Origin of the sequence: Microbacterium sp. Root553 (assembly GCF_001426995.1) — a bacterium.
Classification (GTDB): Bacteria; Actinomycetota; Actinomycetes; order Actinomycetales; family Microbacteriaceae; genus Microbacterium.
In genome coordinates this window covers 104,063-127,091 of record NZ_LMFY01000003.1, presented here as the reverse complement: position 1 = coordinate 127,091, position 23,029 = coordinate 104,063, and the positions used below count along the sequence as shown (strand labels likewise).

Sequence of the window (23,029 nt, the reverse complement as noted above, 5' to 3'; positions counted from 1 at the left end):
AGTCATCATCGTCCGCCCACGGCACGGGGCGAGTGGCCGCTTTCACCACTCGCCCCGTGCTGGACCACGATGACTTACGGGGAGTTCGGGGACTCCACCGTGATGTCGCCAGAGATGATCTGCTCCTGCAGCGCTGCGATCTCGTCGAGCAGGCCGTCGGGCAGGTCACCCTCGAACGAGCCGAAGCCCGAGAGCTTCACGCCCTCGTTCTCGAGCGTTCCCACGTACGGCGCCGGGTCGAAGTCGCCCTTGGAGGCGGCGATCGTGGCGTCCTGGACGGCGACGTCGATCGCCTTCATGATCGAGAAGAGGGTGACGTCGGCCACCGACTCGTCGGCGACGGCGAGGTCGCTGTCGACGCCGACCATGAGCGTGTCCTTGCCGCTGTCCTTGATCGCCGCAGCGGCGCTCTGGTAGATCGGACCGCCGACGGGGAGGATGACGTCGACGCCCTGGTCGAGCACGCCCTGAGCGGTCTGCTTGGCCGTGTCGTTCGCGTCGAACCCGCCGGTGAACGAGCCCTTCTGCGTCACGTTGTCCCAGCCGAAGACCTCGACGGAGCCGGACTTGTCCTCGTTGTACTTCTCGACGCCGAGCTGGAAGCCGTCCATGAACACGGCGACCGACGGGATCTGCATTCCGCCGAAGGTGCCGACCTTGTTCACACCGGCCTGCGCGGACCATCCAGCGGCGGCGTACCCACCGAGGTAGGCGGCCTGAGCGGTGTCGAAGACGAGGGGCTTGATGTTCGGAGCATCCGTGGTGCCGTCGAAGTCGGTGTCGGCGTAGTCGTCGATGATCGCGTAGTTGATCTTCGGGTTCGCCAGTGCGGACTCGACGGTCGCGGCGGAAAGCTTGAAGCCGACCGAGACGATGAGCGAGCAGCCCTCGGAGACAGCGGTCTCGAGGTTCGGCGCGTAGTCGTTGTCGTTGGCCGACTCGAACTCGAGCGGCTTGACGCCGAGCTCGTCGGCCGCCTTGTCCATGCCCTCCTTGGCGGACTGGTTGAACGACTTGTCGTTCCACCCGCCGGCGTCGGACACGAGGCAGGGCAGGAAGTCGGATGCTGCGTCTCCGCCTGCATCACCACCGGATTCGGTGGGAGCCTGGCCGCAGCCGGCGAGAGAGAAGATGACGCCAGCGGCGACGGTTGCGCCCAGCAGCTTCTTGGTGGTGGAGATGGTCAACTCATGCCTCCTGGAAGGGTCCCGCGCCCATCGCGGATCGCTCAAAGTTACCTACTGTTTCGACTTTTGTGCATGCTCGACCCGTGGCCGCCTTCGAATGGTTACAAAGCTGAAACCAAGCCAGCCGATGAGCGCCGGCGGGTGCTCATCAGAGCACGTCGCCCCGACCGGTGAGCTTGAGCGACTCGACGACGCCCTTCACGCGCTGGGCGTGCTCGACCGTGGTCACCAGCAGAGCGTCGGGGGTGTCGACGACCACGATGTCCTTGACGCCGATCAGGCTGATCACTCGCGAGGTCTGGCTGACGAGGATTCCGCTGGCCGCGTCCGAGAGCACCCGGGCCTTGGGCCCCAGCACGGCGAGGTCGTTCTTGCGGCCGTTGTTGATGAGCTTGGTGAGCGAGGCGAAGTCCCCCACGTCATCCCAGTCGAAATGGCCGGGCACGACGGCGAGGCGGCCGCGACGGGCGGCGGGCTCGGCGACGGCGTAGTCGATGGCGATCTTCTTCAGCCTCGGCCAGATGCGGTCGACCGCGGGGCCCCGACGTTCGCGGTCGTCCCACGCCTCGGCGAGCTCGAGCAGTCCGGAGTAGAGCGCGGGCTCGTTCTCGGCGAGCTCCTCGAGGAGCACGCTCGCCTTCGCGATGAACATGCCGGCGTTCCAGAGGTAGTCGCGATCGGCGAAGTACGCCTTCGCCGTCTCGAGGTCGGGCTTCTCGACGAAGCTCTCGACGAGCGCGGCCTCGCGCGCGCCCTCCACGACGAGCTCGGGACCCTTCTTGATGTACCCGAAGCCGATGGCGGGCTCCGTCGGAGCGATGCCGATCGTGCAGATGTAGCCCTCGCGAGCGACCTCGACCGCATCTCGCACGGCGAACTCGAAGACTCGCGTGCTGCGGATCACGTGATCGGCGCTGAAGGATCCGATGATGACGTCGGGGTCGCGGCGGTGGAGGATCGCGGCGGCGAGGCCGATCGCGGCCGCCGACTCCCTGGGCTCGGACTCGAGGAAGACGTTGAGGTCCTGGATGCCGGGGAGCTCGGCCTCGACCGCGGCCCGATGCGCGCGGCCGGTGACGACGGCGATGCGATCGGTTCCGGCCAGCGGCTCCAGCCGGTCCCAGGTGTCGCGGAGCAGCGAATGCCCCGACCCGGTGAGGTCGTGCAGGAACTTCGGGGCGTCCGCGCGCGACAGCGGCCACAGACGGCTGCCGATGCCGCCGGCGGGGATGACGGCATAGAAGTTCGGAATCGGTTGGCTCACCCTGACAGGCTATCGCGGGCCGCCATCCGGACATCGGAGGCGGACATCTCGACATCGAGAGAGTTAGGTTCCCCTTCGTCGCCCGGTGCCCTCTCACGGGAATAGGATGGTGTCCGATCGGCCGTGCCCTACGACAGCACGTTCACGCTGGAAAGACGCATCGCACGCGACCGAGTCACATCGATCCAGGGAGGACGACCGTGTCCACAAGCGCTCGCTTGACACCGTCGATTTCGGAAACCACTTCCAAGACGCCCCGCGGCACCCTCTACCGAGGTCGCGAAGGCATGTGGTCGTGGGTGCTTCACCGCATCACCGGAGTCGCCATCTTCTTCTTCCTGTTGGTGCATGTGCTCGACACAGCACTCATCAGGGTGTCCCCCGAGGCCTACAACGCGGTCATCGGCACATACAAGAACCCGATCATGGCCCTCGGCGAGGTCGTGCTGGTCGCGGGCATCGTGTTCCACGCGATGAACGGCCTGCGCATCATCGCGGTCGACTTCTGGTCGAAGGGCGCCAAGTACCAGCGACAGCTCTTCTGGGGCGTGCTCCTGGTCTGGGGCATCATCATGGCGGGCTTCGTGCCGCGCCACCTCATGCTCGCGTTCGCCGGCTTCGGAGGAGGACACTGATGACCGCTCAGACCGTCGCCGCTCCGGCACGCACCCGCCGCGGATTCAACCTCGAGAAGTGGGGCTGGCTGTTCATGCGCGGCTCCGGCGTCGTCCTCGTCGTGCTGATCTTCGGCCACCTGTTCATCAACCTGATGGTCGGCGAGGGCATCCACGCCCTCGACTTCGCGTTCATCGCGGGCAAGTTCGCCACGCCGTTCTGGCAGTGGTGGGACGTCCTCATGCTGTGGCTGGCCCTGATCCACGGCGCCAACGGCATGCGGACGATCGTCAACGACTACGTCACGAACAACACCGCCCGCAAGGCACTCACCTGGGCCCTCGGCCTGGCCGCGGCACTGCTCATCATCCTCGGCACGCTGGTCGTCTTCACATTCGACCCGTGCCTCGGTGTGACCGAGACGAGCACGCTGTGGGAACAGTGCCAGACCCTGGGCAAGTAGAAGAGAAGGCATACGAGAAGTGACTACAGAGACCCAGGCTTCCGTCGTGCGCGACGGAGTGCACTACCACCAGTTCGACATCGTGATCGTGGGCGCCGGCGGTGCCGGCATGCGCGCGGCGATCGAGGCAGGCTCCGGCGCGAACACCGCCGTCATCTCCAAGCTCTACCCGACGCGTTCGCACACCGGCGCGGCACAGGGAGGCATGGCGGCCGCCCTCGCGAACGTCGAGGAGGACAGCTGGGAGTGGCACACCTTCGACACGGTCAAGGGTGGCGACTACCTCGTAGACCAGGATGCTGCGGAGATCCTCGCCAAGGAGGCGATCGACGCGGTCATCGACCTCGAGAACATGGGTCTCCCCTTCAACCGCACGCCCGAGGGCAAGATCGATCAGCGCCGATTCGGCGGGCACACCGCCGAGCACGGCAAGACCCCGGTGCGTCGCGCCTGCTATGCCGCCGACCGCACCGGTCACATGATCCTGCAGACGCTCTTCCAGAACTGCGTCAAGCTCGGCATCAACTTCTTCAACGAGTTCTACGTCCTCGACCTCCTGACGGTGAAGGATGCCGACGGCAAGACGCAGGTCTCGGGCGTCGTGGCCTACGACCTGTCCACGGGCGAGCTGCACGTCTTCCAGGCCAAGGCCGTGATCTTCGCGACCGGCGGTTTCGGCAAGATCTTCAAGACGACCTCGAACGCGCACACCCTCACCGGCGACGGCGTGGGCATCGTCTGGCGCAAGGGCCTCCCTCTCGAGGACCTCGAGTTCTTCCAGTTCCATCCGACCGGTCTCGCCGGACTCGGCATCCTCCTCACCGAGGGCGCCCGCGGTGAGGGCGCGATCCTGCGCAACGCCTCGGGCGAGCGCTTCATGGAGCGCTACGCCCCGACCATCAAGGACCTCGCGCCGCGTGACATCGTCGCCCGCTGCATGGTCCAGGAGGTCGCCGAGGGGCGCGGCGCGGGTCCCCACAAGGACTACGTGCTGCTGGACTGCACGCACCTGGGCGCGGAGGTCCTCGAGACCAAGCTCCCCGACATCACCGAGTTCGCCCGCACGTACCTGGGCGTCGACCCGGTCGTCGAGCCCGTGCCGGTGATGCCGACCGCTCACTACGCGATGGGCGGGATCCCGACGAACAACAACGGCGAGGTCCTGGCCGACAACGACACCGTCGTGCCCGGTCTGTACGCCGCCGGCGAGTGCGCCTGCGTCTCGGTGCACGGAGCCAACCGTCTCGGCACCAACTCGCTGCTCGACATCAACGTGTTCGGCAAGCGCTCCGGGCGCAACGCGGTCGAGTACGTCAAGACCGCCGAGTTCGTGCCGCTTCCCGAGAACCCCGCCGCCTTCGTCTCGGACATGCTCGAGGGGCTGCGCAACAACCAGGGCACCGAGCGCATCGCCGTGCTGCGCAAGACGCTGCAGGACGAGATGGACAAGGGCGCGCAGGTGTTCCGCACGCACGAGTCCCTGCAGCACGTTCTCGGCGTCATCGCCGACCTGCGCGACCGCTACCGCAACATCCACGTCGACGACAAGGGCAAGCGCTTCAACACCGACCTGCTCGAGGCCGTCGAGCTGGGCTTCCTGCTCGACATCGCCGAGGTCGTCGTCTACGCCGCGCAGAACCGCGAGGAGAGCCGTGGCGGACACATGCGCGACGACTTCCCGAAGCGCGACGACGAGAACTACATGCAGCACACCATGGCCTACCTCACGGGAGATGCGCACTCGTCCGACCCGGGCGACCACATCAAGCTCGACTGGAAGCCCGTCGTGTTCACGAAGAACGAGCAGGGCGAGTTGAACTACCCGCCGATGGAGAGGAAGTACTGAGCATGTCGAACGCCATCGCCGAAGCCCCCGCAGCCACGACCGAAGAGGCGGCGATCCAGTCCTTCATCGTCACCTTCAACATCCGCCGGTTCGACCCCGAGGTCGACTCCGAGCCGCACTGGGTCGACTACGACGTGGAGCTCTTCTCCACCGACCGCGTGCTCGACGCGCTGCACAAGATCAAGTGGGAGGTCGACGGATCGCTCACGTTCCGCCGCTCGTGCGCCCACGGCATCTGCGGCTCCGATGCCATGCGCATCAACGGCCGCAACCGTCTGGCCTGCAAGACGCTGATCAAGGACCTCGACATCTCGAAGCCGATCTACGTCGAGGCCATCAAGGGCCTGCCGCTCGAGAAGGACCTCGTCGTCGACATGGAGCCGTTCTTCGCCTCCTACCGCGAGGTCCAGCCGTTCCTCGTGGCGAACTCCGTGCCGGAGAAGGGCAAGGAGCGCGTGCAGAGCATCGCCGACCGCGAGATCTTCGACGACACGACCAAGTGCATCCTCTGCGCCGCCTGCACGTCCTCGTGCCCGGTGTTCTGGACCGACGGACAGTACTTCGGCCCCGCCGCGATCGTGAACGCGCACCGCTTCATCTTCGACTCGCGCGACGACAACGCCGCCGTGCGCCTCGACATCCTCAACGACAAGGAGGGCGTGTGGCGCTGCCGCACCACCTTCAACTGCTCCGAGGCATGCCCCCGCGGCATCGAGGTCACCAAGGCCATCGCCGAGGTCAAGCAGGCCGTGCTGCGCGGGCGTCCCTGACGCGACTCGTACGCAGCGAAAGGGCGGGCGCCCGGTCGGGTGCCCGCCCTTTCGCGTCGCGTGGATAGGGTGAAGACGTGTCTGATCGTGATCGAGGTGCCTCGGGCTCCGGTCGTGTCGACGCTGCGGTCGAGCGCGCCACCGCCCTGACGCAGCGCACCCTCGCGCTGTTCCCCGTGCGGGTGTGGCGGCACTTCCTGCAGCACAACGGGTTCCTCCTCGCGGCAGGGGTGAGCTATCAGGCCCTGTTCGCGATCTTCGCGGCGATCTACCTGGCGTTCGCCGTCACCGGGCTGTGGCTCGGCGGCAGCTCTGAGGCGGTCGACGGCGTGATCGCCCTCGTGAACGGCTACGTCCCCAACCTGATCCGCGACGAGGGGGGCGTGTTCACCCCGGCGCAGGTGCAGGAGATCGCGGCGAACACCACCGGCGTGCTGAGCGTGACGGGTCTGATCGCCCTCGGCACCGTCATCTGGACCGCCATCGGCTGGGTCACCTTCTCACGACGGGCGACGAGGGACATCTTCGGGCTGCCGCCGGATCTGCGCAGCTACGTCCTCCTGAAGGCACGGGATCTGCTGGCCGCGCTGCTCTTCGGGATCGCCCTGATCGCGGGCTCCGTGCTCAGCTCCGCCAGCGCGGCCGCGCTGACCTGGATCCTCGGCCTCGTCGGCTGGGATTCCGGATCGACGGGCTGGGAGATCAGCATCCGCATCGGCACGATCCTCTTCTCCTTCGTCCTGCTCTCGAGCGCGCTCGCCGCGATGGTGCGCTTCCTGACGGGGACCTCGCTCGACTGGGTCGTGATCTGGCCCGGTGCGCTGCTCGGTGGAGGCGCGATGACCGTGCTGCAGTTCGGGGTGGGATTCCTGCTGAGCTACACCCCCTCGAATCCCCTCCTCGCGACGTTCGCGATCTTCGTCGGCCTGCTGCTCTGGTTCCGGATCAACGGCGTCGTGATGCTGGTGGCGTCCTCGTGGATCGCGGTCGCCGCGCAGGATCGTGATCTGCCGCTGATGCACCAGTCCGAGGCGGAGCGGCGGGTGGCCGAGCACCGGACGCTGCTGCGGGCCTCACGCATCCGCGTGCGGGACGCCCGCGCCGCGGTCGACGAGGCACCCTGGTTCCGTGCCTTCGCGGCGCGACGCGCACTGCGCGCGGCCGAAGACGATCTGCACGCGCTCGAGGCGTCCGCTCCCCCTCCGCCGGAGACGGCGTCGCCGCTCGTCCAGCGCTTCCTGGCGGAGCCGGGGCGCACGTCTCCCGATGTCGGCCCCCCTCGTTAGGCTTGTGGGTATGCCTCATCTGCGTATCGCCTCGGTCAATGTCAACGGGATCCGAGCGGCGGCTCGCAACGGCATGGCCTCCTGGCTCGACACCGCCGACGTCGACATCCTCACCCTGCAAGAGGTCCGAGGGCAGGACGAACACCTCGAGGCGGCTCTCCCCGGGTGGACGTTCGTGCACGATGAGGCGACGGCGAAGGGCCGTGCCGGAGTGGCGATCGCGAGCCGCACCCCTGCCCTCGCGACACGGACCGACTTCGGCGATGCGGACTTCGACTCGAAGGGTCGCTGGATCGAAGCCGACTTCCTGATCGGCGATCGCCCTCTGACCGTGGTCAGCGCCTACGTCCACAGCGGCGAAGCCGACACCCCGAAGCAGGACGAGAAGTGGAAGTTCCTCGACGCTTTCGGCGTGCGTCTCGCCGAGCTCGGTGCGGGCGACCGTCCGCTCGCTCTCGTGACGGGCGATCTGAACGTCGGCCACCGCGAGCTCGACATCAAGAACTGGCGAGGCAACCGCAAGAAGGCGGGCTTCCTCCCCCGCGAGCGCGCGTACTTCGACCGCTTCCTCGGCGCGGCGGGCGAAACCGTCGAGGGTGTCGACGGCACCACCGGCGAGGGCCTCGGCTGGGTCGACGTCGGGCGCACCTTCCACGGAGAGGTCGAGGGCCCCTACACCTGGTGGTCGATGCGCGGGCAGGCCTTCGACAACGATTCCGGCTGGCGGATCGACTATCACCTGGCCACCCCGGCCCTCGCCGAGCGGGTCACCGCGTACCACGTGGCTCGGGCCGACGCCTACGACCAGCGCTGGAGCGACCATGCGCCCGTCGTGGTCGACTACACCTGCTGAGCGTGCGGACTCTGCCGACGCCGGCATCCCCATAGGATTGATGCTGTGACGAAACCTCGCCTGTACTCAGGAATGCAGCCCTCCGCCGACTCCCTCCAGATCGGCAACTACATCGGAGCGCTCCTGCAGTGGCGGGAGCTGCAGACCACCAACGACGCGTTCTTCTCGGTCGTCGACCTGCACGCCATCACCGTCGCGCAGAACCCGGCCGAGCTGCGTGAGAAGACGCGTCGGACGGCGGCGCAGTACATCGCTGCCGGCATCGAGCCGTCGCTGTCGACGCTGTACGTGCAGTCGCACGTCCGCGCGCACGCAGAGCTCGCGTGGATCCTGTCCACCATCACCGGCTTCGGCGAGGCCGGACGCATGACCCAGTTCAAAGACAAGTCGGCGCGTCAGGGCGCCGACGCCACGAGCGTGGGCCTGTTCACCTACCCCGTGCTGATGGCGGCCGACATCCTGCTCTACCAGACCGATGTGGTGCCGGTCGGAGACGACCAGAAGCAGCACGTCGAGCTCACCCGTGACCTCGCCGAGCGCTTCAACTCGCGCTTCGGCAAGACCTTCGTCGTGCCACGTCCGGTGATCCAGAAGGACACGGCGCGCATCTACGACCTGCAGAACCCCACCTCGAAGATGTCGAAGTCGGCGGAGAGCGACGCCGGCGTGCTGTGGATGCTCGACGACCCCGCCAAGTCGGCGAAGAAGATCATGCGCGCGGTGACCGACACCGAGGGGTCGGTGCGCTTCGACCGCGAGAACAAGCCCGGAGTCTCCAACCTGCTGACGATCTACTCTGCCCTCACCGGCCGCCAGGTCGGGTCGATCGAAGACGAGTACGCGGGCCGGGGCTACGGCGACTTCAAGAAGGGTCTGGCCGAGGTCGTCGTCGACGAGTTCGCCCCCGTGCGCACGCGCGCGCTGGAGCTCCTCGACGATCCCGCGGAGCTCGACCGCATCCTCGCCGCGAACGCCGCCAAGGCGGATGCCGTCGCCGACGCCACTCTCGGAGCGGTGTACGACCGGGTGGGACTGCTCCGTCGCATCTGACGCGCTGCGCCATAGGATGGGGGCGTGACTGACCCGCAGCTGCCCCCGTCCGGCGCCGTTCCTCCCGTACCACCCGCGCCTCCGGCCTATCAGCCGGCTCCGCCCGCGGCTCCGACGTATCAGCCAGCTCCCCCCGCCCCTCCGGCATACCCGCAGTCGGCACCGTCGGCCCCCACCGCGCAGCCGTACCAGGCGCCCGCGGGCGCTCCCGTCTACCAGGCCAGCCCTCCCGGCGCCTATCAGGTGCCGGTGGGCGGCTACCAGTCCCCCGCAGGCTCCTACCAGCCGCCCGCCACGGAGCCGAAGAAGTCCGGGGTCCTCGGCCTCATCGCCCTGATCCTGTCGATCGTGGCGGCCGTCGTCACGCCCATCGTGGCCGGCATCGCGGGGTTCGAGATCGGCCGCCGCATCCCCGGCGGGCTGGACACCACCTCGCCCGACTTCCTCTCGGTCCTCTCCCCCGCCCGCGACCAGGTGCTGTGGGCGGAGGTGTCGTTCTGGACGGGCACGATCCTCGGGATCGCGGCGATCGTGATCGGCATCCTCGCCATCCGCAAGAAGCAGGGGCGTGGCGCCGGGATCGCGGCCCTGGTCGTCGCCGTACTGGGCCCCATCATCTTCTGGGTCGTCGTGCTCGTGACCGTATCGACGGGAACCGCCACGGGCTTCCTGCCCTGACCGCCGTGCGCCTCCGGGCGTGCACCCACGCTCAGCGCGGGGCGTGGTGCTTCTGCTGCGCGGCGAGGAGCCCCTCGGCGACCAGGAGTTCGACGGCATCCGCCGCGTCGGAGACGAGGATCGGCAGGTTCGCGCGTTCGTCCTTGCCGAAGGGCGAGAGCACCCAGTCCGCGGGATCCTGCCGTCCGACGGGCCGACCGATCCCCACCCGCACGCGCGGGAAATCGGGCGTGGTGATCGCTCGGGCGATGTCGCGCACGCCGTTGTGCCCGCCGTGTCCGCCGCCTGTCTTGAGCTTGACCGTGTCGAACGGGATGTCGAGCTCGTCATGGATCACGATGATCTGCTCGGGAGGCACCGAGTAGAAGCGCGCGAGGGCTGCGACCGGAGTGCCCGAGACGTTCATGAACGTGTTCGGCTTCGCGAGCACCAGCTTGTCTCCGCCCGGACGGAGCCACGTCTCCACGACGCGCGCGCCGCCCTTGTGCTCGCGGAAGGTCTCGCCACGCCGCGCAGCGAGCTCGTCGATCACCATCTGACCCACATTGTGCCGGGTCGCCTCGTATCGCGGGCCGGGGTTGCCGAGCCCCACCACGAGCCAGGTGGATGCCATGTCGTCGTCCTCTCGGGGGTGGGCCCTGTGCGGCGCCCGGGTCAGGATACGACAGAGGGGGCGCGATCTGCTCGCGCCCCCTCTGTGAAGCAGTCAGCCGTGGGCTGCGCCTGCGGAGATCACTCCGCGGCGTCCTCCTGCGCGGCCTCTTCCTCGGTCTCGCCCTCGGCGGGCTCCTCGGCGGTGGTGTCGGTCTCGAGGTCGAGCACCGGCACGGAGACCGCGACGACGAGCGTCTCGGGGTCGGTCAGCAGCGTCGAGCCCTTGGGCAGCTTGACGTCGGCGGCGGTGATGTGCGCGCCCTCTTCGAGTCCCTCGACGGAGACCTCGACGTTCTGCGGGATGTGCGTCGCCTCGGCCTCGATCGACAGCGTGGTCGCGTCGAGGTTGGCGATCGTGCCGGGGAACGTCTCGCCGGTGACGACGAGCGGGACGTCGATCGTGACCTTCTCGCCCTTCTTCACGACGAGCAGGTCGATGTGCTCGATGATCTGGTGCACCGGGTCGCGCTGGACGTCCTTGACCAGTGCGAGCTGGCCCTTGCCCTCGATGTCGAGCTCGAGGAGCGCGTTGGCGCGACGGATGATCAGCGAGACCTGGTGGCCGGGCAGTGCGACGTGCACGGGCTCGGTGCCGTGACCGTAGATGACGGCGGGGATCTTTCCGGCTGCGCGCAGACGGCGGGCGAAGCCCTTGCCGAAGCTCTCGCGGAGCTCGGCGACGACCTTGGTGTCTTCAGACATGGGGTTCTCCTTCGGGACACGCAGCGAGAGCCGCGCGGTGGTCTTGGAATTGTTCTCGAACGCAGACACGTGAGGAAAGCCACCGGCTTGCTTCGCCGCGTCGATAACGGATGCCAGCGCACGCGCAGAAGCATCCCTCGCCGAGGTACTCCTCTCATGGTACCGGATGAGCCGATAGGCTGAGAACACCGATTTCCCCTCTGCAGATCACGGAGTCTCACTCATGCTCGACGGCGTCTTCTTCTCTCACGCGATCGCCTGGCTCATCGGCGCGATGACGGTGTGCGCCGCGGGCTTCACCTTCGCCGCGCTGTTCTCGCTCGGACGCTCCGGCTACCGCAAGGACTGAGGGCGAGGGCGGCGACACACGGGAGCCTCTCCCCCGGCGCCGCGATAATCTGGACTCATCCCTCTCTTCTCGATCTAGGAGCCTTCTGTGCCCGAAGCATCAGCGAACATCGGAGTCGTCGGACTCGCCGTCATGGGGTCGAACCTCGCCCGCAACCTCGCCAGCCGCGAGGGCAACACGGTGGCGATCTTCAACCGCAGCTACGAGAAGACCGAGACGCTCCTCTCCGAGCATCCTGAAGCCGAGTTCGTGCCGGCCGCGACCTACCGGGAGTTCGCCGACAGCCTCCAGAAGCCGCGCACCGCGATCATCATGGTGAAGGCCGGCAGGCCGACCGACGCCGTGATCGACTCCCTCGTCGAGGTCTTCGAGCCGGGCGACATCATCGTCGACGGCGGCAACGCCTACTTCCCCGACACGATCCGTCGCGAGAAGGCCGTGCGCGAGACCGGCATCAACTTCGTCGGCGCCGGCATCTCCGGCGGCGAGGAGGGCGCACTGCTCGGCCCGTCGATCATGCCCGGCGGTTCGGATGAGTCGTGGGTCACCCTCGGGCCGATCCTCAAGTCGATCGCCGCCGTAGCCGAGGGCGAGCCCTGTGTCACGCACGTCGGACACGACGGTGCCGGCCACTTCGTGAAGATGGTGCACAACGGCATCGAGTACGCCGACATGCAGCTGATCGCCGAAGCCTATGACCTCATCCGCCGCGGCACCGGCAAGTCCCCCGCCGAGATCGCCGAGATCTTCGCCGAGTGGAACACGGGCGAGCTCGAGTCGTACCTGATCGAGATCACCGCCGAGGTGCTCCGCCAGGTCGATGCCGAGACCGGCCAACCGCTCGTCGACGTGATCCTCGACCAGGCCGGCGCCAAGGGCACCGGCGCGTGGACGGTGCAGACCGCCCTGTCGCTCGGCGTGCCCGTCTCCGGCATCGCGGAGGCGACCTTCGCCCGCTCGCTCTCGTCGCACCCCGAGCAGCGTGCGGTGTCGGGCGACCTGCCCGGCCCCGAAGACGAGTTCACGGTCGAGGACACCGAGTCCTTCATCGAGGACGTACGCCTGGCGCTCTACGCGTCAAAGATCGTCGCGTACTCGCAGGGCTTCGACGAGATCCGCGCCGGCGCGGCCGAGTACGACTGGAACATCGACCTCGGCGCCATCAGCAAGATCTGGCGCGGAGGCTGCATCATCCGCGCCCAGTTCCTCAACCGCATCGCCGACGCGTACCAGGCGGAGCCCGGTCTTCCGGTGCTGCTGACCGCCCCGTACTTCACCGAGGCCATCACGCGCGCACAGGCGTCGTGGCGCCGTGTCGTCATCGCCGCGGCCGAGGCCGGCATCCCCGCTCCGGCGTTCTCGTCGTCGCTGTCGTACTACGACGGCATCCGCGCCGACCGCCTTCCGGCCGCGCTCGTGCAGGGTCAGCGCGACTTCTTCGGCGCGCACACGTACAAGCGCATCGACAAGCCGGGAACCTTCCACACGCAGTGGTCGGGCGACCGTACCGAGATCGAGGCGGAAGACACGCACTGATCGCGTCTGCGACAGAACGAAGGCCCCGGCGGGAACGCCGGGGCCTTCGTCGTGTCCGCTGCATCGCGCCTGGGGTCGCCGATGCTTCGGACCTCACAGCAGACGCATAACGGACTCCATAGAAAACCCATAGCTGATTCCGCAGAATGTACTCATGAGCACCGATCTCCCCGAACTGCACCGTCCCGACGGCTCCCCGCTGCGTATCCTCGCCGTCGATGACGAGCAGATGCTCACCGATCTGCTCGCGATGGCGCTGCGGATGGAGGGCTGGGAGGTCCGCACCGCGTCCTCCGGCCTCGAGGCCCTGCAGGTCGCGCGCGAGTTCGAACCGGATGCCCTGGTGCTCGACATCATGATGCCCGACCTCGACGGGATGGCTGTGCTGCGCCGGCTCCGCGAGTCCGGCAGCCTCGTCCCTGTGCTCTTCCTCACCGCGAAGGATGCCGTCGGCGACCGCGTCGCGGGCCTCACCGCCGGTGGCGACGACTACGTCACCAAGCCCTTCAGCCTGGAGGAGGTGATCGCAAGGCTGCGTGCCATCATCCGCCGCACCGGGCATGCGATGGCAGACGAGGGGCAGTCGATCCTCCGGGTGGCCGACCTCACGCTCAACGAGGACAGCCATGAGGTCGTGCGCGACGGCACCGAGATCGAGCTCACCGCCACGGAGTTCGAGCTGCTGCGCTATCTGATGCGCAACGAGCGTCGGGTGCTCTCGAAGGCGCAGATTCTCGATCGGGTCTGGAGCTACGACTTCGGCGGCAAATCGTCGGTCGTCGAGCTGTACATCTCGTACCTGCGCAAGAAGATCGACGCGGGCCGCACCCCGCTGCTGCACACCGTGCGAGGTGTCGGCTACATGATCAAGGCGCCCCAGTGAGCAGCACGGGGATGACGAATCGTCCGATGAGCCTGCAGACCCGGCTGATGACAGCCGTGATCGGGTTCGTCTCGCTCATCCTCGTGATCGTCGCCGTGATCACCAGCGCTCTGCTCGGAGGGACCCTCGAGCGACAGCTCGAGGACCGTCTCGACGGCTATGCCCTGCAGGTGGCGAAATGGGCGAGCACCGTTCCCGAGCAGTACGCGAGCATCGACTCCCTCCTCGGTGTGACCGACCCCGTGCCGGGGATCCTGCTCGCGGTCTCGAGTCCGCAGAACGGTACGGGCGGCGTCGTCTTCCCCGATATGAAGGGACAGTGGAGCGGGGTGTCGCAGACGCTCACCGCTGCCGATCTCTCCCGCATCAACGCCTCGCTCAGCGGTCGAGCACAGGGAACCGTCACCCTCGATGACTTCGGCTCGTACCTCGTCGTCGTGAAGCAGGCCCCGAACGGGGTGTACGTGATCACCGGACTCCCCCGCAACGAGATCCAGAATCAGCTGGCGACGCTGCTCACGGTGATCGCCCTGGCCACGATCGGCGGACTGATCCTGCTCGCCCTCACCACCGCGATCACGATCAGGGTCGGCCTGAGGCCTCTGCGGGCGGTCGCGGCGACGGCCACCCGCGTCGCGAACCAGCCGCTCGATCGCGGTGAGGTCGAGATCACCGAGCGCGTGCCCGCCGCCGAAGCGGACCCGCGTACCGAGACCGGCCTCGTGGGCGCCTCGCTCAACACCCTGCTCGACCACGTCAACGACTCGCTCGCCTCGCGTCAGAAGAACGAGGAGCGGATGCGCCGGTTCGTCGCCGACGCCAGCCACGAGCTGCGCACACCGCTCTCGTCGATCCGCGGGTACTCGGAGCTCTCGCTGCGCGCACTCAAGCAGCAGGCCGGGGAGGCGGCGATCGAGAGCACGACCACCTCGCTCGAACGCATCCAGGCGCAATCGCTGCGGATGACCCGGCTCGTCGAGGATCTGCTGCTGCTCGCCCGTCTCGACGAGGGCCGTGAACTCGTGTACGGCACGGTCGATCTCACGCAGCTGGCGCTCGAGGGCCTGTCGGATGCCCGGCCGACGGCCGCCGACCACCACTGGAACATCGAGGCGCCCGACGAGCCGCTCGTCATCGTCGGGGATTCGGGACGCATGCACCAGGTGGTCGCGAACCTGCTCGCGAACGCCCGTACGCACACGCCTGCCGGCACGGCGATCACGCTGAAGGTCAGTCGCGAGGGCGACGAGGCGGTGCTCCAAGTGCACGACGACGGTCCGGGCATCGACCCGGCGGTGCGGGAGGAGCTGTTCGCGCGGTTCGCGCGGGGCGACAGCTCACGGGCCCGCCAGACGGGTGGTACCGGCCTGGGCCTCGCGATCGTCAAGGCGATCGTCGAGGGGCACGGCGGCCACATCTCGGTCGACAGCCGGCCGGGAGACACGACCTTCACGGTCCGGATCCCGGTGAGCCCCGGCGGAGTGACCTCCCCGTAAGCGATCCCAGCCGCTGCAGCATCCCGTCCCGTCTGCAGGATCCCGGCACGTCTGCAGGATCGAACGAGGGATGCCTCCCTGCATCCGTGCTTCGATCCTGCAGACCGCTCAACCACTCTCCGTTCGAGGCTCTTCCGACGGCTCGGCCCGAGGATCGCCGCGGCGCAACACTGCGGGACCCTGACCTGTTCGGGTGCTCTCCGCTCGCACGGCGTATGGACTCTCGACGAGGACGCCGATCCGCGTGCACGTCTATCCGTGTCGAGGCGATGAGGCATTCTTCGTCGCCCTGGAATCCGCTCTGCGGCCGCGCCTGGTCGAAGCCGCGGGTCGCGCACGGATCCGCTCCCGGCTGCCTCTGAAGGCGCGGTGGCTCATCGACCTGGCTCGGGCCGACGCCGACAGCGGCCTCGAATCGCTGCTGCGACTGCGGCTTCCACGGCGACGCCGCGCATCGTCACCGCGACCTGATGCGGGATGCGGAAGCATCCCGGCGAGGCTTTGAGACGCTGCGATTCGACTACGCGATGATCGTGCATGACTGGCCGATCGTGGCAGCGGCCATCGTGTCCGCCGTCGCTCGGCTTCACGCCCGGATCTGGCGTGCCGTCCGCAGGACCACGGCACGGATGCAGGACCAGAACCCTCGGATTCATCCGCCGAACGTGCCCCGATCCTGCATCCGGCACGCGACCGGAGCGACAGAACCGGACGGGACCTCGGACCGTCAGTACCCGGCGAACGCGTCGGTCGTCAGAGACCGCGCCTTGCGGAGAGCCGGGGCGAGGTCGGCGATCAGCCGTGGCGGACCCGAGATGTACGAGTGCCGCTCGTCGAGATCGTGCACGTGACGCTCGAGTCCCGCGGCGTCGAGTCGGGCGCCCTGCGCCCAGCTCCAGTGCGCGGGCAGATCGCTCGGCTCATCGCGCGTGAACACGATCACCCGCGCCCCGGTCTCCACGAGCTCATCGCGGAACGCGAGCTCCGCGCTGCTCGACGCCACGTAAACGAGCACCACGTCGCGTCGCTGCCCGGTCAGCTGCAGCTGGCGCAGCTGCGACACGAACGGGGTGACGCCGATCCCCGCGGCGACCATCAGGACGGGCGTCTCCTCGCGCGGCAGCAGGAAGTCGCCCCAGGTGCCCGTGACCGCGAGGCCGGCTCCGGGCGTGGCGTCGGCCAGTGCGCGCTTGTAGCTCGACGGATGCGCCTGATCGCCGTGCTTGTAGGCGATGCGCAGCGTGGGAAGGTCGGCGGGCGCCGAGACGATGCTGAACTCGCGTCGGGTGCCGCGCACATCGGGGCGGCGATGCGGGACGTCGAGTTCGAGGTACTGACCCGGCAGGAACTTCACGGGCCCCTCGACGCGGAAGGTGAGCTCCTGCGCGGTCGGGGTGACCGAGCGCCTCTTCTCGAGCACCAGCTTCACGGATCCGCGCAGGGCGAAGGCGAACGCGAGCAGGTTCCCGATGAGCAGCGCGCGCTCCTGTCCGAGAGTGAAGAGGGTGCCGACGGCGATCGGCCAGCCGGCGAGAACACCCACCAGCGCCGCCACCGAGAACTGCTGCCAGCGACGCGGCGGCAGGGTCAGCGGCTCGGACAGCATGAACGCCCCTAGGAACAGGAAGGGCGACTGCAGCACGGCGAACGAGAGGGCCGTGCCCACGTCGAACGCGAAGGAGGCCTCCTGCGCCTGGACGGCCTGGCGGAGGACCGAGACCGCGACGGCGATCACCAGGAAGACCACGACGATGCGCACCTTCTCGGTGCGCCACAGGACGGCGAGGCCGAGGATGACGACCGGGATGAGAAGCGAGGGCGTTCCCACCCACCACGACGACGACGTTCCCAGCCACTCGAAGGCGCCGAAGGATCCGAGGATCGAGACGACCGCTGCGCCGAACGCGGCGGGATTGAGGATGTGCCTGCCCCGCCACACGATCAGGTACTTCGACAGGCTCGCGACGATTCCGGCGATCGCGAGGCCGAGGAGCGCGCTCGGCTCGATGCCGGGGCGGAGCACGAACAGCAGGATCAGTGCGGTCACGAGAGACGACTCGATGCGCCACGGTCGGCGGAGGATGCGCTGCGCGGCCGCGTCGACCAGGGAGATCACCACAGCGAGCACGACGAGGGAGACGAGGATCTCGAGCGGAGTGGGCGACACGATCACCCCCAGGGCCGACAGCACCACGGCGATCGCCGTGAGCGCGACGAGGGAGAACAGCACCATTCGGTACATCGAGATGCCGCCGAGCAGCGCGAGGATGCGCTGCCGGGCGGAGGTGATGGAGGTGATCACGGTCTTATCTTCCCTCTCGGGGACTCAGGAACGAGCGGTGAAAAGCTGGGCGGGGCAGTCGGGAGAGCTCTCGGCCCGGCCGTCCGTGGACATCCGCACCCACTCGACGCCCCAGGATGCGGCGAGCTCGGGGCCGCCGTCGAAGAACAGCGCGGTCGCGACGGCATCCGCTCGCATGGCGTCCGGCGCGATCGCCCACGTGGCCGCCCACGTCCGCACGGGCATCCCTGTGCGGGCATCGAGCACGTGGTGCAGCCCGTCGCCCCACGCTCGTCGGTTTACCGCGGAGGCGCAGAGTGCGGCGTCCTGCAGCTCGAGGACGCCGATCGCCCTCGTCGCGTCGTACGGATGCTCGAGGCCGACGCGCACGGCGTTCCCGCGCGCACGCATGTCGCCGCCCGCGTCGATGACGAGATCGCCCGGCAGATCCGCAAGCACACCGCTGACGAGGTCGACGAGACGTCCCTTGCCGAGTGCACCCACATCGAGCAGGGTCGGCTCGTCGGCGGTCACCGTCTGCGGGGTCCACCGCAGCCGCTGCGACCACTCACGGGGAGCGACGATCGGATCGCCCGCGACGAGAGAGTACGAGGCGTCGTATCCCAGCGCCGCCAGACTGTCGGCGACGAGAGGATTCACCGCTCCCGCTGTGGCATGCGCGAGCTCTCGATACGCGTCGAGCATCGCCCCCGCATCCGCAGAGGCGATCTCACCGCCCTCGCGTCCGACCCTGGTGACCGCGGAATCCGTGCGGAACCGCGACCACTCCGCGTCGAAACGCTCGATCTCGGCGGCGACCCGGCCCTTCGCGTCGCTCTCGAGATCATCGGTCGTCTCGATCTCCCAGCGGGTGCCGATCGCGTCGAAACGCCAGATCGCCATTGCCGTGGGCAGGCGCCTAGGCGGCGGCCTGCTCCTTGATCGACGCGACGGCCTCGTTGAATCCGCCGCTGGTGAGCGAGGAGCCGGCGACGCGATCGACCTTCAGGTCGTCGAGCGACTTGCCCACGACCTCATCCGAGATCCCCTTGATGAACTGTCCCTGGTACTGCTCGGTCTCGCGGGCCTTCGGGTCGCCCGTCACCTCGACGTCCTTCACGACGCCGTCGGCGATCGTGAGGGTGACGCTGACCGATTCCACGCTCTCGGGAGTCTTGTACGAGCCGTCGGCCGTGTACGTGCCGTCGGTGTAGTCGCCGGCAGACGCGGCGTTCGAGGGGGCACTGGATTCGGCGTTACCCGTTCCCGTCCCGGTGGAAGAGTCCTCGGCGTCGGCGGTGCCGGAGCACCCTGCAAGGACGAGGAGCCCCGCGACGCCGGCGATGGCAGCGCCCTTACGAACAGAAGTCGGTACAGTCGTGCGGATCATGATGGTCCTTCCGGCCTTGATCGATGTGTTGTCTCGACCGTAGGGATCGCGTCTATGCACGGGCTGTGCCCCGGGTATGGGGATCCTAAGCGTCGCCGCCGAACATGCTCGTCACGGAACCGTCTTCGAAGACCTCGTGGATCGCACGGGCCAGGAGCGGGGCGATCGGCAGGACGGTGAGCTTGTCCCAGCGCCGCGACTCGGTGAGCGGGATGGTGTCGGTGATGACGACCTCATCGATCGACGCATCCTGAAGTCGCTCGGAGGCGGGATCGCTGAAGATCGCGTGCGTCGCCGCGACGATCACCCGGTGCGCGCCCGCGGCTTTGAGCGCCTGCGCCGCCTTCACGATCGTGCCACCGGTGTCGATCATGTCGTCGACGAGGAGGCAGGTGCGTCCCTCGACGGTTCCGACGATCTCGTGCACGGAGACCTGGTTGGCGACCTTGGGGTCGCGACGCTTGTGGATGATGGCGAGCGGTGCGCCGAGGCTGTCCGACCAGGTGTCGGCGACGCGCACGCGGCCCATATCGGGCGAGACGACCGTGAGGATCTCGCGATCCGCCGCGGTCAGTGTGCGCTGGAAATAGTCCAGCAGCACGGGCTTGGCGAACAGGTGGTCGACGGGTCCGTCGAAGAAGCCCTGGATCTGGGCGGCGTGCAGATCGACGCTCATCACGCGGTCGGCGCCGGCGGTCTTCAGCAGGTCAGCGACGAGGCGGGCGCTGATCGGCTCGCGGCCGCGTCCCTTCTTGTCCTGGCGGGAGTACGGATAGTACGGGGCGACGACGGTGATGCGCTTGGCGGATGCCCGCTTGGCCGCGTCGATCATGATGAGCGCTTCCATGAGCCACTCGTTGACCGGCTCGCCGAAGGTCTGGATGAGGAAGAGATCACAGCCGCGGATCGAGACGTCGAATCGGGCGTAGATCTCGCCGGACGCGAAGGTGCGGTGCTCGGTCGGCACGACCTCGGTGCCGAGCGAGGCCGCGACGTCGGCGACCAGCTGCGGGTGCGAGCGCCCGCCCGCGACGACGAGACGCTTCTTGGTCTTGGCGACAAGGCCGGGAGCGATGCCGTTGTCACGGTCCAGATCGACCGTCTTCTTCTTGCGCGCCATCGTGTTCGCCTACTCCGCCACTCGGGATCGGGCGGCGGCGTCTGCCGCACCCGTGCCTGCCCTGTTCTTCTCGACCCACCCCTCGATGTTGCGCTGAGGGGCGATGCTCATCGACAGCGATCCGGCGGGGACGTCCTTGCGGACGACGGCGCCGGCGCCCGTCTTGGCACCGGCTCCCAGCCTAACGGGCGCGACGAGGGTCGTGTGCGAGCCCGTGTGCACCTCGTCCTCCACGACGGTGCGGTGCTTGTGCACATCGTCGTAGTTCGCGGTGATCGTGCTGGCTCCCAGGTTGACCCCGCGCCCGATGGTGGCGTCGCCGACGTACGACAGGTGCGGCACCTTGCTGCCCTCGCCGATCTCGGCGTTCTTCGTCTCGACGTACGCGCCGATCTTGCCTCTGGCCCCGAGCACGGTGTTGGGGCGGAGGAACGAGAACGGCCCCACCGTCGCCTCCGCGCCGATCACGGCGAGCGTGGCGTCGCTGCGACGGACGATCGCATCCTCCCCCACCTCGCAGTCGACGAGGGTCGTGTCCGGGCCGATGATGGCGCCCTCCGCGATCTTCGTGGCCCGCAGGATGTGGGTGTTCGGCAGGATCGTGACGTCGGGAGCCAGCGTCGCATCGTCATCGATCCACGTGGTCGCGGGATCGATCACAGTGACGCCCTCGAGCTGCCAGCGCCGGACGATGCGCTGGTTGAGCAGCCGCCCGACCTCGGCAAGCTGTGCGCGGTCGTTCACGCCGTACGTCACGGTGACGTCCGTCACCACGGAGGCGGCGACCGGGCTGCCGTCGCGCCGGAGCATCCCGGGGACGTCGGTGAGGTACATCTCGCTCTGCGCGTTGTCGACTCCCACCGTCGGGAGATACTCGCGCAGCACGCCGACCCGGAAGACGTACATGCCCGCGTTGATCTCGCGCACGGCCGCCTCGTCGGCGCTCGCATCCTTCTGCTCCACGATGCGGTCGACACCGCCGGATTCGTCGCGGATCACGCGACCGTACCCGGTGGGATCGTCGACGACGGCCGTCATCAGCGTCGCCCCGGCCTGCCCTGCACGGTGGGCCTCGAGGAACGCACGCAGGGTGTCGGCATCGGCGAGAGGGCAGTCCCCGGAGAGCACGAGGACGTCACCGTCGAACTCGTCCGGGAGCGCGTCGACGGCCACCTGGACGGCACGTCCCGTGCCGGGGATCTCGTCCTGATCGACGAAGATCGCATCCGGATAGTCGTGAGCGAGCGCCGCCACCACCTGATCGCGCTCGTGCCGCACGACCACCTCGACGTGGTCGGCCCCGAGCCGCTGCGCCGTGGTGAGCACATGGCCGACGAGCGGGCGCCCGCCGATCTCGTGCAGCACCTTGGGCAGCCGGGAGCGCATGCGCGTTCCCTGGCCTGCGGCGAGGATGATGATGGCGAGCGTGTTCCCAGTCATGCTCCGCCGCCAGGACTCGAACCTAGACCTCACAGCTCCAAAGGCTGTCGTGCTGCCATTACACCACGGCGGACCGCGGCACCCGAGGGCACCGCCCGTCAATTCTGCCACGCCGTCATCCCTGCGAAACACGGGTCTGAGATGCTTCCGGCATGAGCATCACGATCGACCGCGTCGAGGGCCCCGTGCCCGGCCTCGCCGCATTCCTTCTCGACCATCACGCCGATATGGCCGGGACGGCTCCGCCGGAGAGTCAGCACGCGCTCACCCTCGACCGTCTCCTGACGCCGGGCGTCCGCCTGTTCGCGCTTCGCGACGGCGACCTGCTGGTGGCGACCGGCGCACTCGCCCCGATCTCGGAGGGGCACGAGGAGCTCAAGTCGATGCGCACGGATCCCGGTCGGCGCGGCGAAGGACTCGGACAGGCGGTGCTCGATGCGCTGCTCGACGATGCGCGACGCCGTGGCGTGCGGCGCGTCTCGCTGGAGACCGGCAGTGCGGACTTCTTCCGAGCCGCGCACGCGCTCTACGCCCGCGCGGGGTTCGAGGAGTGCGGTCCGTTCGCCGACTACGTGGAAGATCCGCACAGCACGTTCATGACGATCCGGCTCGACGCGGACTGACCGGCGCACCCGCAGGCCCGACCGCACCCGCGATAATGGACGGATGACTGAGGCGGATGAGGTTGACCGGATCGTGGGCGCCTGGAACACCCAGCGCCCCGACCTCGATTTCTCGCCCCTCGAGGTCCTCTCGCGGATGGACAGGCTGACGCGCCTTCTCGACAGGGCGCGTCGTGACGTGTTCCGCCGCAGCGATCTCGAATCCTGGGAGTGGGACGTGCTCTCCGCACTGCGGCGGGCGGGCGCGCCGTTCCAGCTCTCTCCGAAGCAGCTTCTCCAGCAGACCTTGGTGTCGAGCGGCACCATGACCAACCGCATCGATCGTCTGGTCGGGCGCCGGTTCGTGCGCCGCGAAGCGGATCCCGCCGACGGCCGCAGCGTGCTGGTCACGCTCACGGATGACGGACGGATCCGGGTGGATGCCGCGATCACGCGCCTCGTCGACGTCGAGGACGACCTGCTGCAGGCGCTGTCGCGCGCGGATCGCGACCGACTGGCCGGTCTGCTGCGCAAGCTCAGTCTCAGCGTCGACGCGTGAGGCGC

23 protein-coding genes and 1 tRNA gene are annotated in these 23,029 nt (G+C 68.2%); 14 read left to right on the top strand and 10 right to left on the bottom strand.

Features of this window, described 5'->3' with window-relative positions; genetic code table 11:
* Positions 1–74: 74 nt before the first annotated feature.
* Both ASD43_RS16265 and ASD43_RS16260 read right to left on the bottom strand, forming a co-directional pair.
* Entirely contained in the window at positions 75–1,187 is a 1,113-nt protein-coding gene (locus ASD43_RS16265) for a BMP family lipoprotein (protein ID WP_056420895.1), read from the bottom strand.
* Between the two features lie 148 nt (positions 1,188–1,335).
* The gene (locus ASD43_RS16260) at positions 1,336–2,451 is read right to left on the bottom strand and encodes a mannose-1-phosphate guanylyltransferase (RefSeq protein WP_056420891.1); all 1,116 of its coding nucleotides are present in this window, start codon (positions 2,449–2,451) and stop codon (positions 1,336–1,338) included.
* Positions 2,452–2,651: 200 nt separating this feature from the next.
* Between ASD43_RS16260 and sdhC the strand changes: the two genes are divergently transcribed.
* From sdhC to ASD43_RS16220, 8 genes are all read left to right on the top strand, one after another.
* The gene (gene sdhC, locus ASD43_RS16255; protein ID WP_072591539.1) at positions 2,652–3,086 is read left to right on the top strand and encodes a succinate dehydrogenase, cytochrome b556 subunit; all 435 of its coding nucleotides are present in this window, start codon (positions 2,652–2,654) and stop codon (positions 3,084–3,086) included.
* Positions 3,086–3,529 carry a succinate dehydrogenase hydrophobic membrane anchor subunit gene (locus ASD43_RS16250; RefSeq protein WP_056420888.1) on the top strand — a complete coding sequence of 148 codons (444 nt, stop codon included), beginning with the start codon at positions 3,086–3,088 and terminating at the stop codon, positions 3,527–3,529. Before sdhC ends, ASD43_RS16250 begins: the two co-directional genes overlap by 1 nt.
* A gap of 19 nt (positions 3,530–3,548) precedes the next feature.
* Positions 3,549–5,375, top strand: a complete 1,827-nt coding sequence (gene sdhA / locus ASD43_RS16245; RefSeq protein ID WP_056420882.1) for a succinate dehydrogenase flavoprotein subunit — start codon at positions 3,549–3,551, stop codon at positions 5,373–5,375.
* A 2-nt stretch (positions 5,376–5,377) separates the two neighbouring features.
* Entirely contained in the window at positions 5,378–6,145 is a 768-nt protein-coding gene (locus tag ASD43_RS16240) for a succinate dehydrogenase iron-sulfur subunit (protein WP_045253530.1), read from the top strand.
* Positions 6,146–6,222: 77 nt separating this feature from the next.
* A complete protein-coding gene (locus tag ASD43_RS16235) occupies positions 6,223–7,431 on the top strand; it encodes a YihY/virulence factor BrkB family protein (RefSeq protein ID WP_056420879.1) in 1,209 nt (402 codons plus the stop codon).
* A 10-nt stretch (positions 7,432–7,441) separates the two neighbouring features.
* Entirely contained in the window at positions 7,442–8,284 is an 843-nt protein-coding gene (locus ASD43_RS16230) for an exodeoxyribonuclease III (protein WP_200946626.1), read from the top strand.
* 45 nt (positions 8,285–8,329) lie between these two features.
* Positions 8,330–9,334, top strand: coding sequence for a tryptophan--tRNA ligase (gene trpS, locus ASD43_RS16225; RefSeq protein WP_082539507.1), 1,005 nt, complete (start codon positions 8,330–8,332; stop codon positions 9,332–9,334).
* Between the two features lie 24 nt (positions 9,335–9,358).
* Positions 9,359–10,012 carry a hypothetical protein gene (locus ASD43_RS16220; RefSeq protein ID WP_082539506.1) on the top strand — a complete coding sequence of 218 codons (654 nt, stop codon included), beginning with the start codon at positions 9,359–9,361 and terminating at the stop codon, positions 10,010–10,012.
* Positions 10,013–10,043: 31 nt separating this feature from the next.
* Here the strand turns inward: ASD43_RS16220 and pth are convergent, their stop codons facing one another.
* Complete coding sequence (gene pth / locus ASD43_RS16215; protein WP_056420867.1) at positions 10,044–10,625, bottom strand: aminoacyl-tRNA hydrolase; 582 nt, start codon at positions 10,623–10,625, stop codon at positions 10,044–10,046.
* Between the two features lie 119 nt (positions 10,626–10,744).
* A complete protein-coding gene (locus ASD43_RS16210; RefSeq protein WP_056421182.1) occupies positions 10,745–11,368 on the bottom strand; it encodes a 50S ribosomal protein L25/general stress protein Ctc in 624 nt (207 codons plus the stop codon).
* Between the two features lie 223 nt (positions 11,369–11,591).
* On the opposite strand from ASD43_RS16210, the gene ASD43_RS17610 reads away from it, so the two are divergent.
* From ASD43_RS17610 to ASD43_RS16195, 4 genes are all read left to right on the top strand, one after another.
* Positions 11,592–11,717: a hypothetical protein gene (locus ASD43_RS17610; protein ID WP_256381367.1), complete on the top strand. Its 126-nt coding sequence runs from the start codon at positions 11,592–11,594 to the stop codon at positions 11,715–11,717.
* 87 nt (positions 11,718–11,804) lie between these two features.
* Positions 11,805–13,253 carry an NADP-dependent phosphogluconate dehydrogenase gene (gene gndA, locus ASD43_RS16205; protein WP_045253537.1) on the top strand — a complete coding sequence of 483 codons (1,449 nt, stop codon included), beginning with the start codon at positions 11,805–11,807 and terminating at the stop codon, positions 13,251–13,253.
* 154 nt (positions 13,254–13,407) lie between these two features.
* Complete coding sequence (locus ASD43_RS16200; protein WP_056420864.1) at positions 13,408–14,136, top strand: response regulator transcription factor; 729 nt, start codon at positions 13,408–13,410, stop codon at positions 14,134–14,136.
* Between the two features lie 26 nt (positions 14,137–14,162).
* Entirely contained in the window at positions 14,163–15,632 is a 1,470-nt protein-coding gene (locus tag ASD43_RS16195; RefSeq protein ID WP_157551080.1) for a sensor histidine kinase, read from the top strand.
* 727 nt (positions 15,633–16,359) lie between these two features.
* Here ASD43_RS16195 and ASD43_RS16185 read toward each other — a convergent pair.
* The 6 genes from ASD43_RS16185 to ASD43_RS16160 form a co-directional block, all read right to left on the bottom strand.
* Positions 16,360–17,934 carry an FAD-dependent oxidoreductase gene (locus ASD43_RS16185; RefSeq protein WP_056420856.1) on the bottom strand — a complete coding sequence of 525 codons (1,575 nt, stop codon included), beginning with the start codon at positions 17,932–17,934 and terminating at the stop codon, positions 16,360–16,362.
* Positions 17,935–17,958: 24 nt separating this feature from the next.
* Positions 17,959–18,816 (bottom strand): FAD:protein FMN transferase, encoded by an 858-nt coding sequence (locus ASD43_RS16180; RefSeq protein WP_056420854.1) that lies wholly within the window; start codon positions 18,814–18,816, stop codon positions 17,959–17,961.
* A 16-nt stretch (positions 18,817–18,832) separates the two neighbouring features.
* A complete protein-coding gene (locus ASD43_RS16175) occupies positions 18,833–19,303 on the bottom strand; it encodes an FMN-binding protein (protein WP_056420851.1) in 471 nt (156 codons plus the stop codon).
* A gap of 85 nt (positions 19,304–19,388) precedes the next feature.
* Positions 19,389–20,423 (bottom strand): ribose-phosphate diphosphokinase, encoded by a 1,035-nt coding sequence (locus ASD43_RS16170; RefSeq protein WP_056420848.1) that lies wholly within the window; start codon positions 20,421–20,423, stop codon positions 19,389–19,391.
* A gap of 9 nt (positions 20,424–20,432) precedes the next feature.
* Positions 20,433–21,863 (bottom strand): bifunctional UDP-N-acetylglucosamine diphosphorylase/glucosamine-1-phosphate N-acetyltransferase GlmU, encoded by a 1,431-nt coding sequence (gene glmU / locus ASD43_RS16165; RefSeq protein WP_056420845.1) that lies wholly within the window; start codon positions 21,861–21,863, stop codon positions 20,433–20,435.
* Between the two features lies 1 nt (position 21,864).
* Positions 21,865–21,936 (bottom strand) — tRNA-Gln (locus ASD43_RS16160).
* A 79-nt stretch (positions 21,937–22,015) separates the two neighbouring features.
* On the opposite strand from ASD43_RS16160, the gene ASD43_RS16155 reads away from it, so the two are divergent.
* Entirely contained in the window at positions 22,016–22,486 is a 471-nt protein-coding gene (locus tag ASD43_RS16155) for a GNAT family N-acetyltransferase (protein WP_056420840.1), read from the top strand.
* Positions 22,487–22,529: 43 nt separating this feature from the next.
* Positions 22,530–23,024 (top strand): MarR family winged helix-turn-helix transcriptional regulator, encoded by a 495-nt coding sequence (locus ASD43_RS16150; protein ID WP_056420837.1) that lies wholly within the window; start codon positions 22,530–22,532, stop codon positions 23,022–23,024.
* Positions 23,025–23,029: the final 5 nt, after the last annotated feature.

Excerpts from the sequence above, each read along its gene's own strand:
- ASD43_RS16180 (WP_056420854.1), bottom strand. The coding sequence starts at position 18,816 with ATGGCGATCTGGCGTTTCGACGCGATCGGCACCCGCTGGGAGATCGAG.
- ASD43_RS16210 (WP_056421182.1), bottom strand. The coding sequence starts at position 11,368 with ATGTCTGAAGACACCAAGGTCGTCGCCGAGCTCCGCGAGAGCTTCGGC.
- ASD43_RS16230 (WP_200946626.1), top strand. The coding sequence starts at position 7,442 with ATGCCTCATCTGCGTATCGCCTCGGTCAATGTCAACGGGATCCGAGCG.
- ASD43_RS16170 (WP_056420848.1), bottom strand. The coding sequence starts at position 20,423 with ATGGCGCGCAAGAAGAAGACGGTCGATCTGGACCGTGACAACGGCATC.
- pth (WP_056420867.1), bottom strand. The coding sequence starts at position 10,625 with ATGGCATCCACCTGGCTCGTGGTGGGGCTCGGCAACCCCGGCCCGCGA.
- glmU (WP_056420845.1), bottom strand. The coding sequence starts at position 21,863 with ATGACTGGGAACACGCTCGCCATCATCATCCTCGCCGCAGGCCAGGGA.
- ASD43_RS16175 (WP_056420851.1), bottom strand. The coding sequence starts at position 19,303 with ATGATCCGCACGACTGTACCGACTTCTGTTCGTAAGGGCGCTGCCATC.
- ASD43_RS16250 (WP_056420888.1), top strand. The coding sequence starts at position 3,086 with ATGACCGCTCAGACCGTCGCCGCTCCGGCACGCACCCGCCGCGGATTC.
- ASD43_RS16200 (WP_056420864.1), top strand. The coding sequence starts at position 13,408 with ATGAGCACCGATCTCCCCGAACTGCACCGTCCCGACGGCTCCCCGCTG.
- ASD43_RS17610 (WP_256381367.1), top strand. The coding sequence starts at position 11,592 with ATGCTCGACGGCGTCTTCTTCTCTCACGCGATCGCCTGGCTCATCGGC.
- ASD43_RS16150 (WP_056420837.1), top strand. The coding sequence starts at position 22,530 with ATGACTGAGGCGGATGAGGTTGACCGGATCGTGGGCGCCTGGAACACC.
- ASD43_RS16240 (WP_045253530.1), top strand. The coding sequence starts at position 5,378 with ATGTCGAACGCCATCGCCGAAGCCCCCGCAGCCACGACCGAAGAGGCG.
- ASD43_RS16155 (WP_056420840.1), top strand. The coding sequence starts at position 22,016 with ATGAGCATCACGATCGACCGCGTCGAGGGCCCCGTGCCCGGCCTCGCC.
- ASD43_RS16195 (WP_157551080.1), top strand. The coding sequence starts at position 14,163 with ATGAGCCTGCAGACCCGGCTGATGACAGCCGTGATCGGGTTCGTCTCG.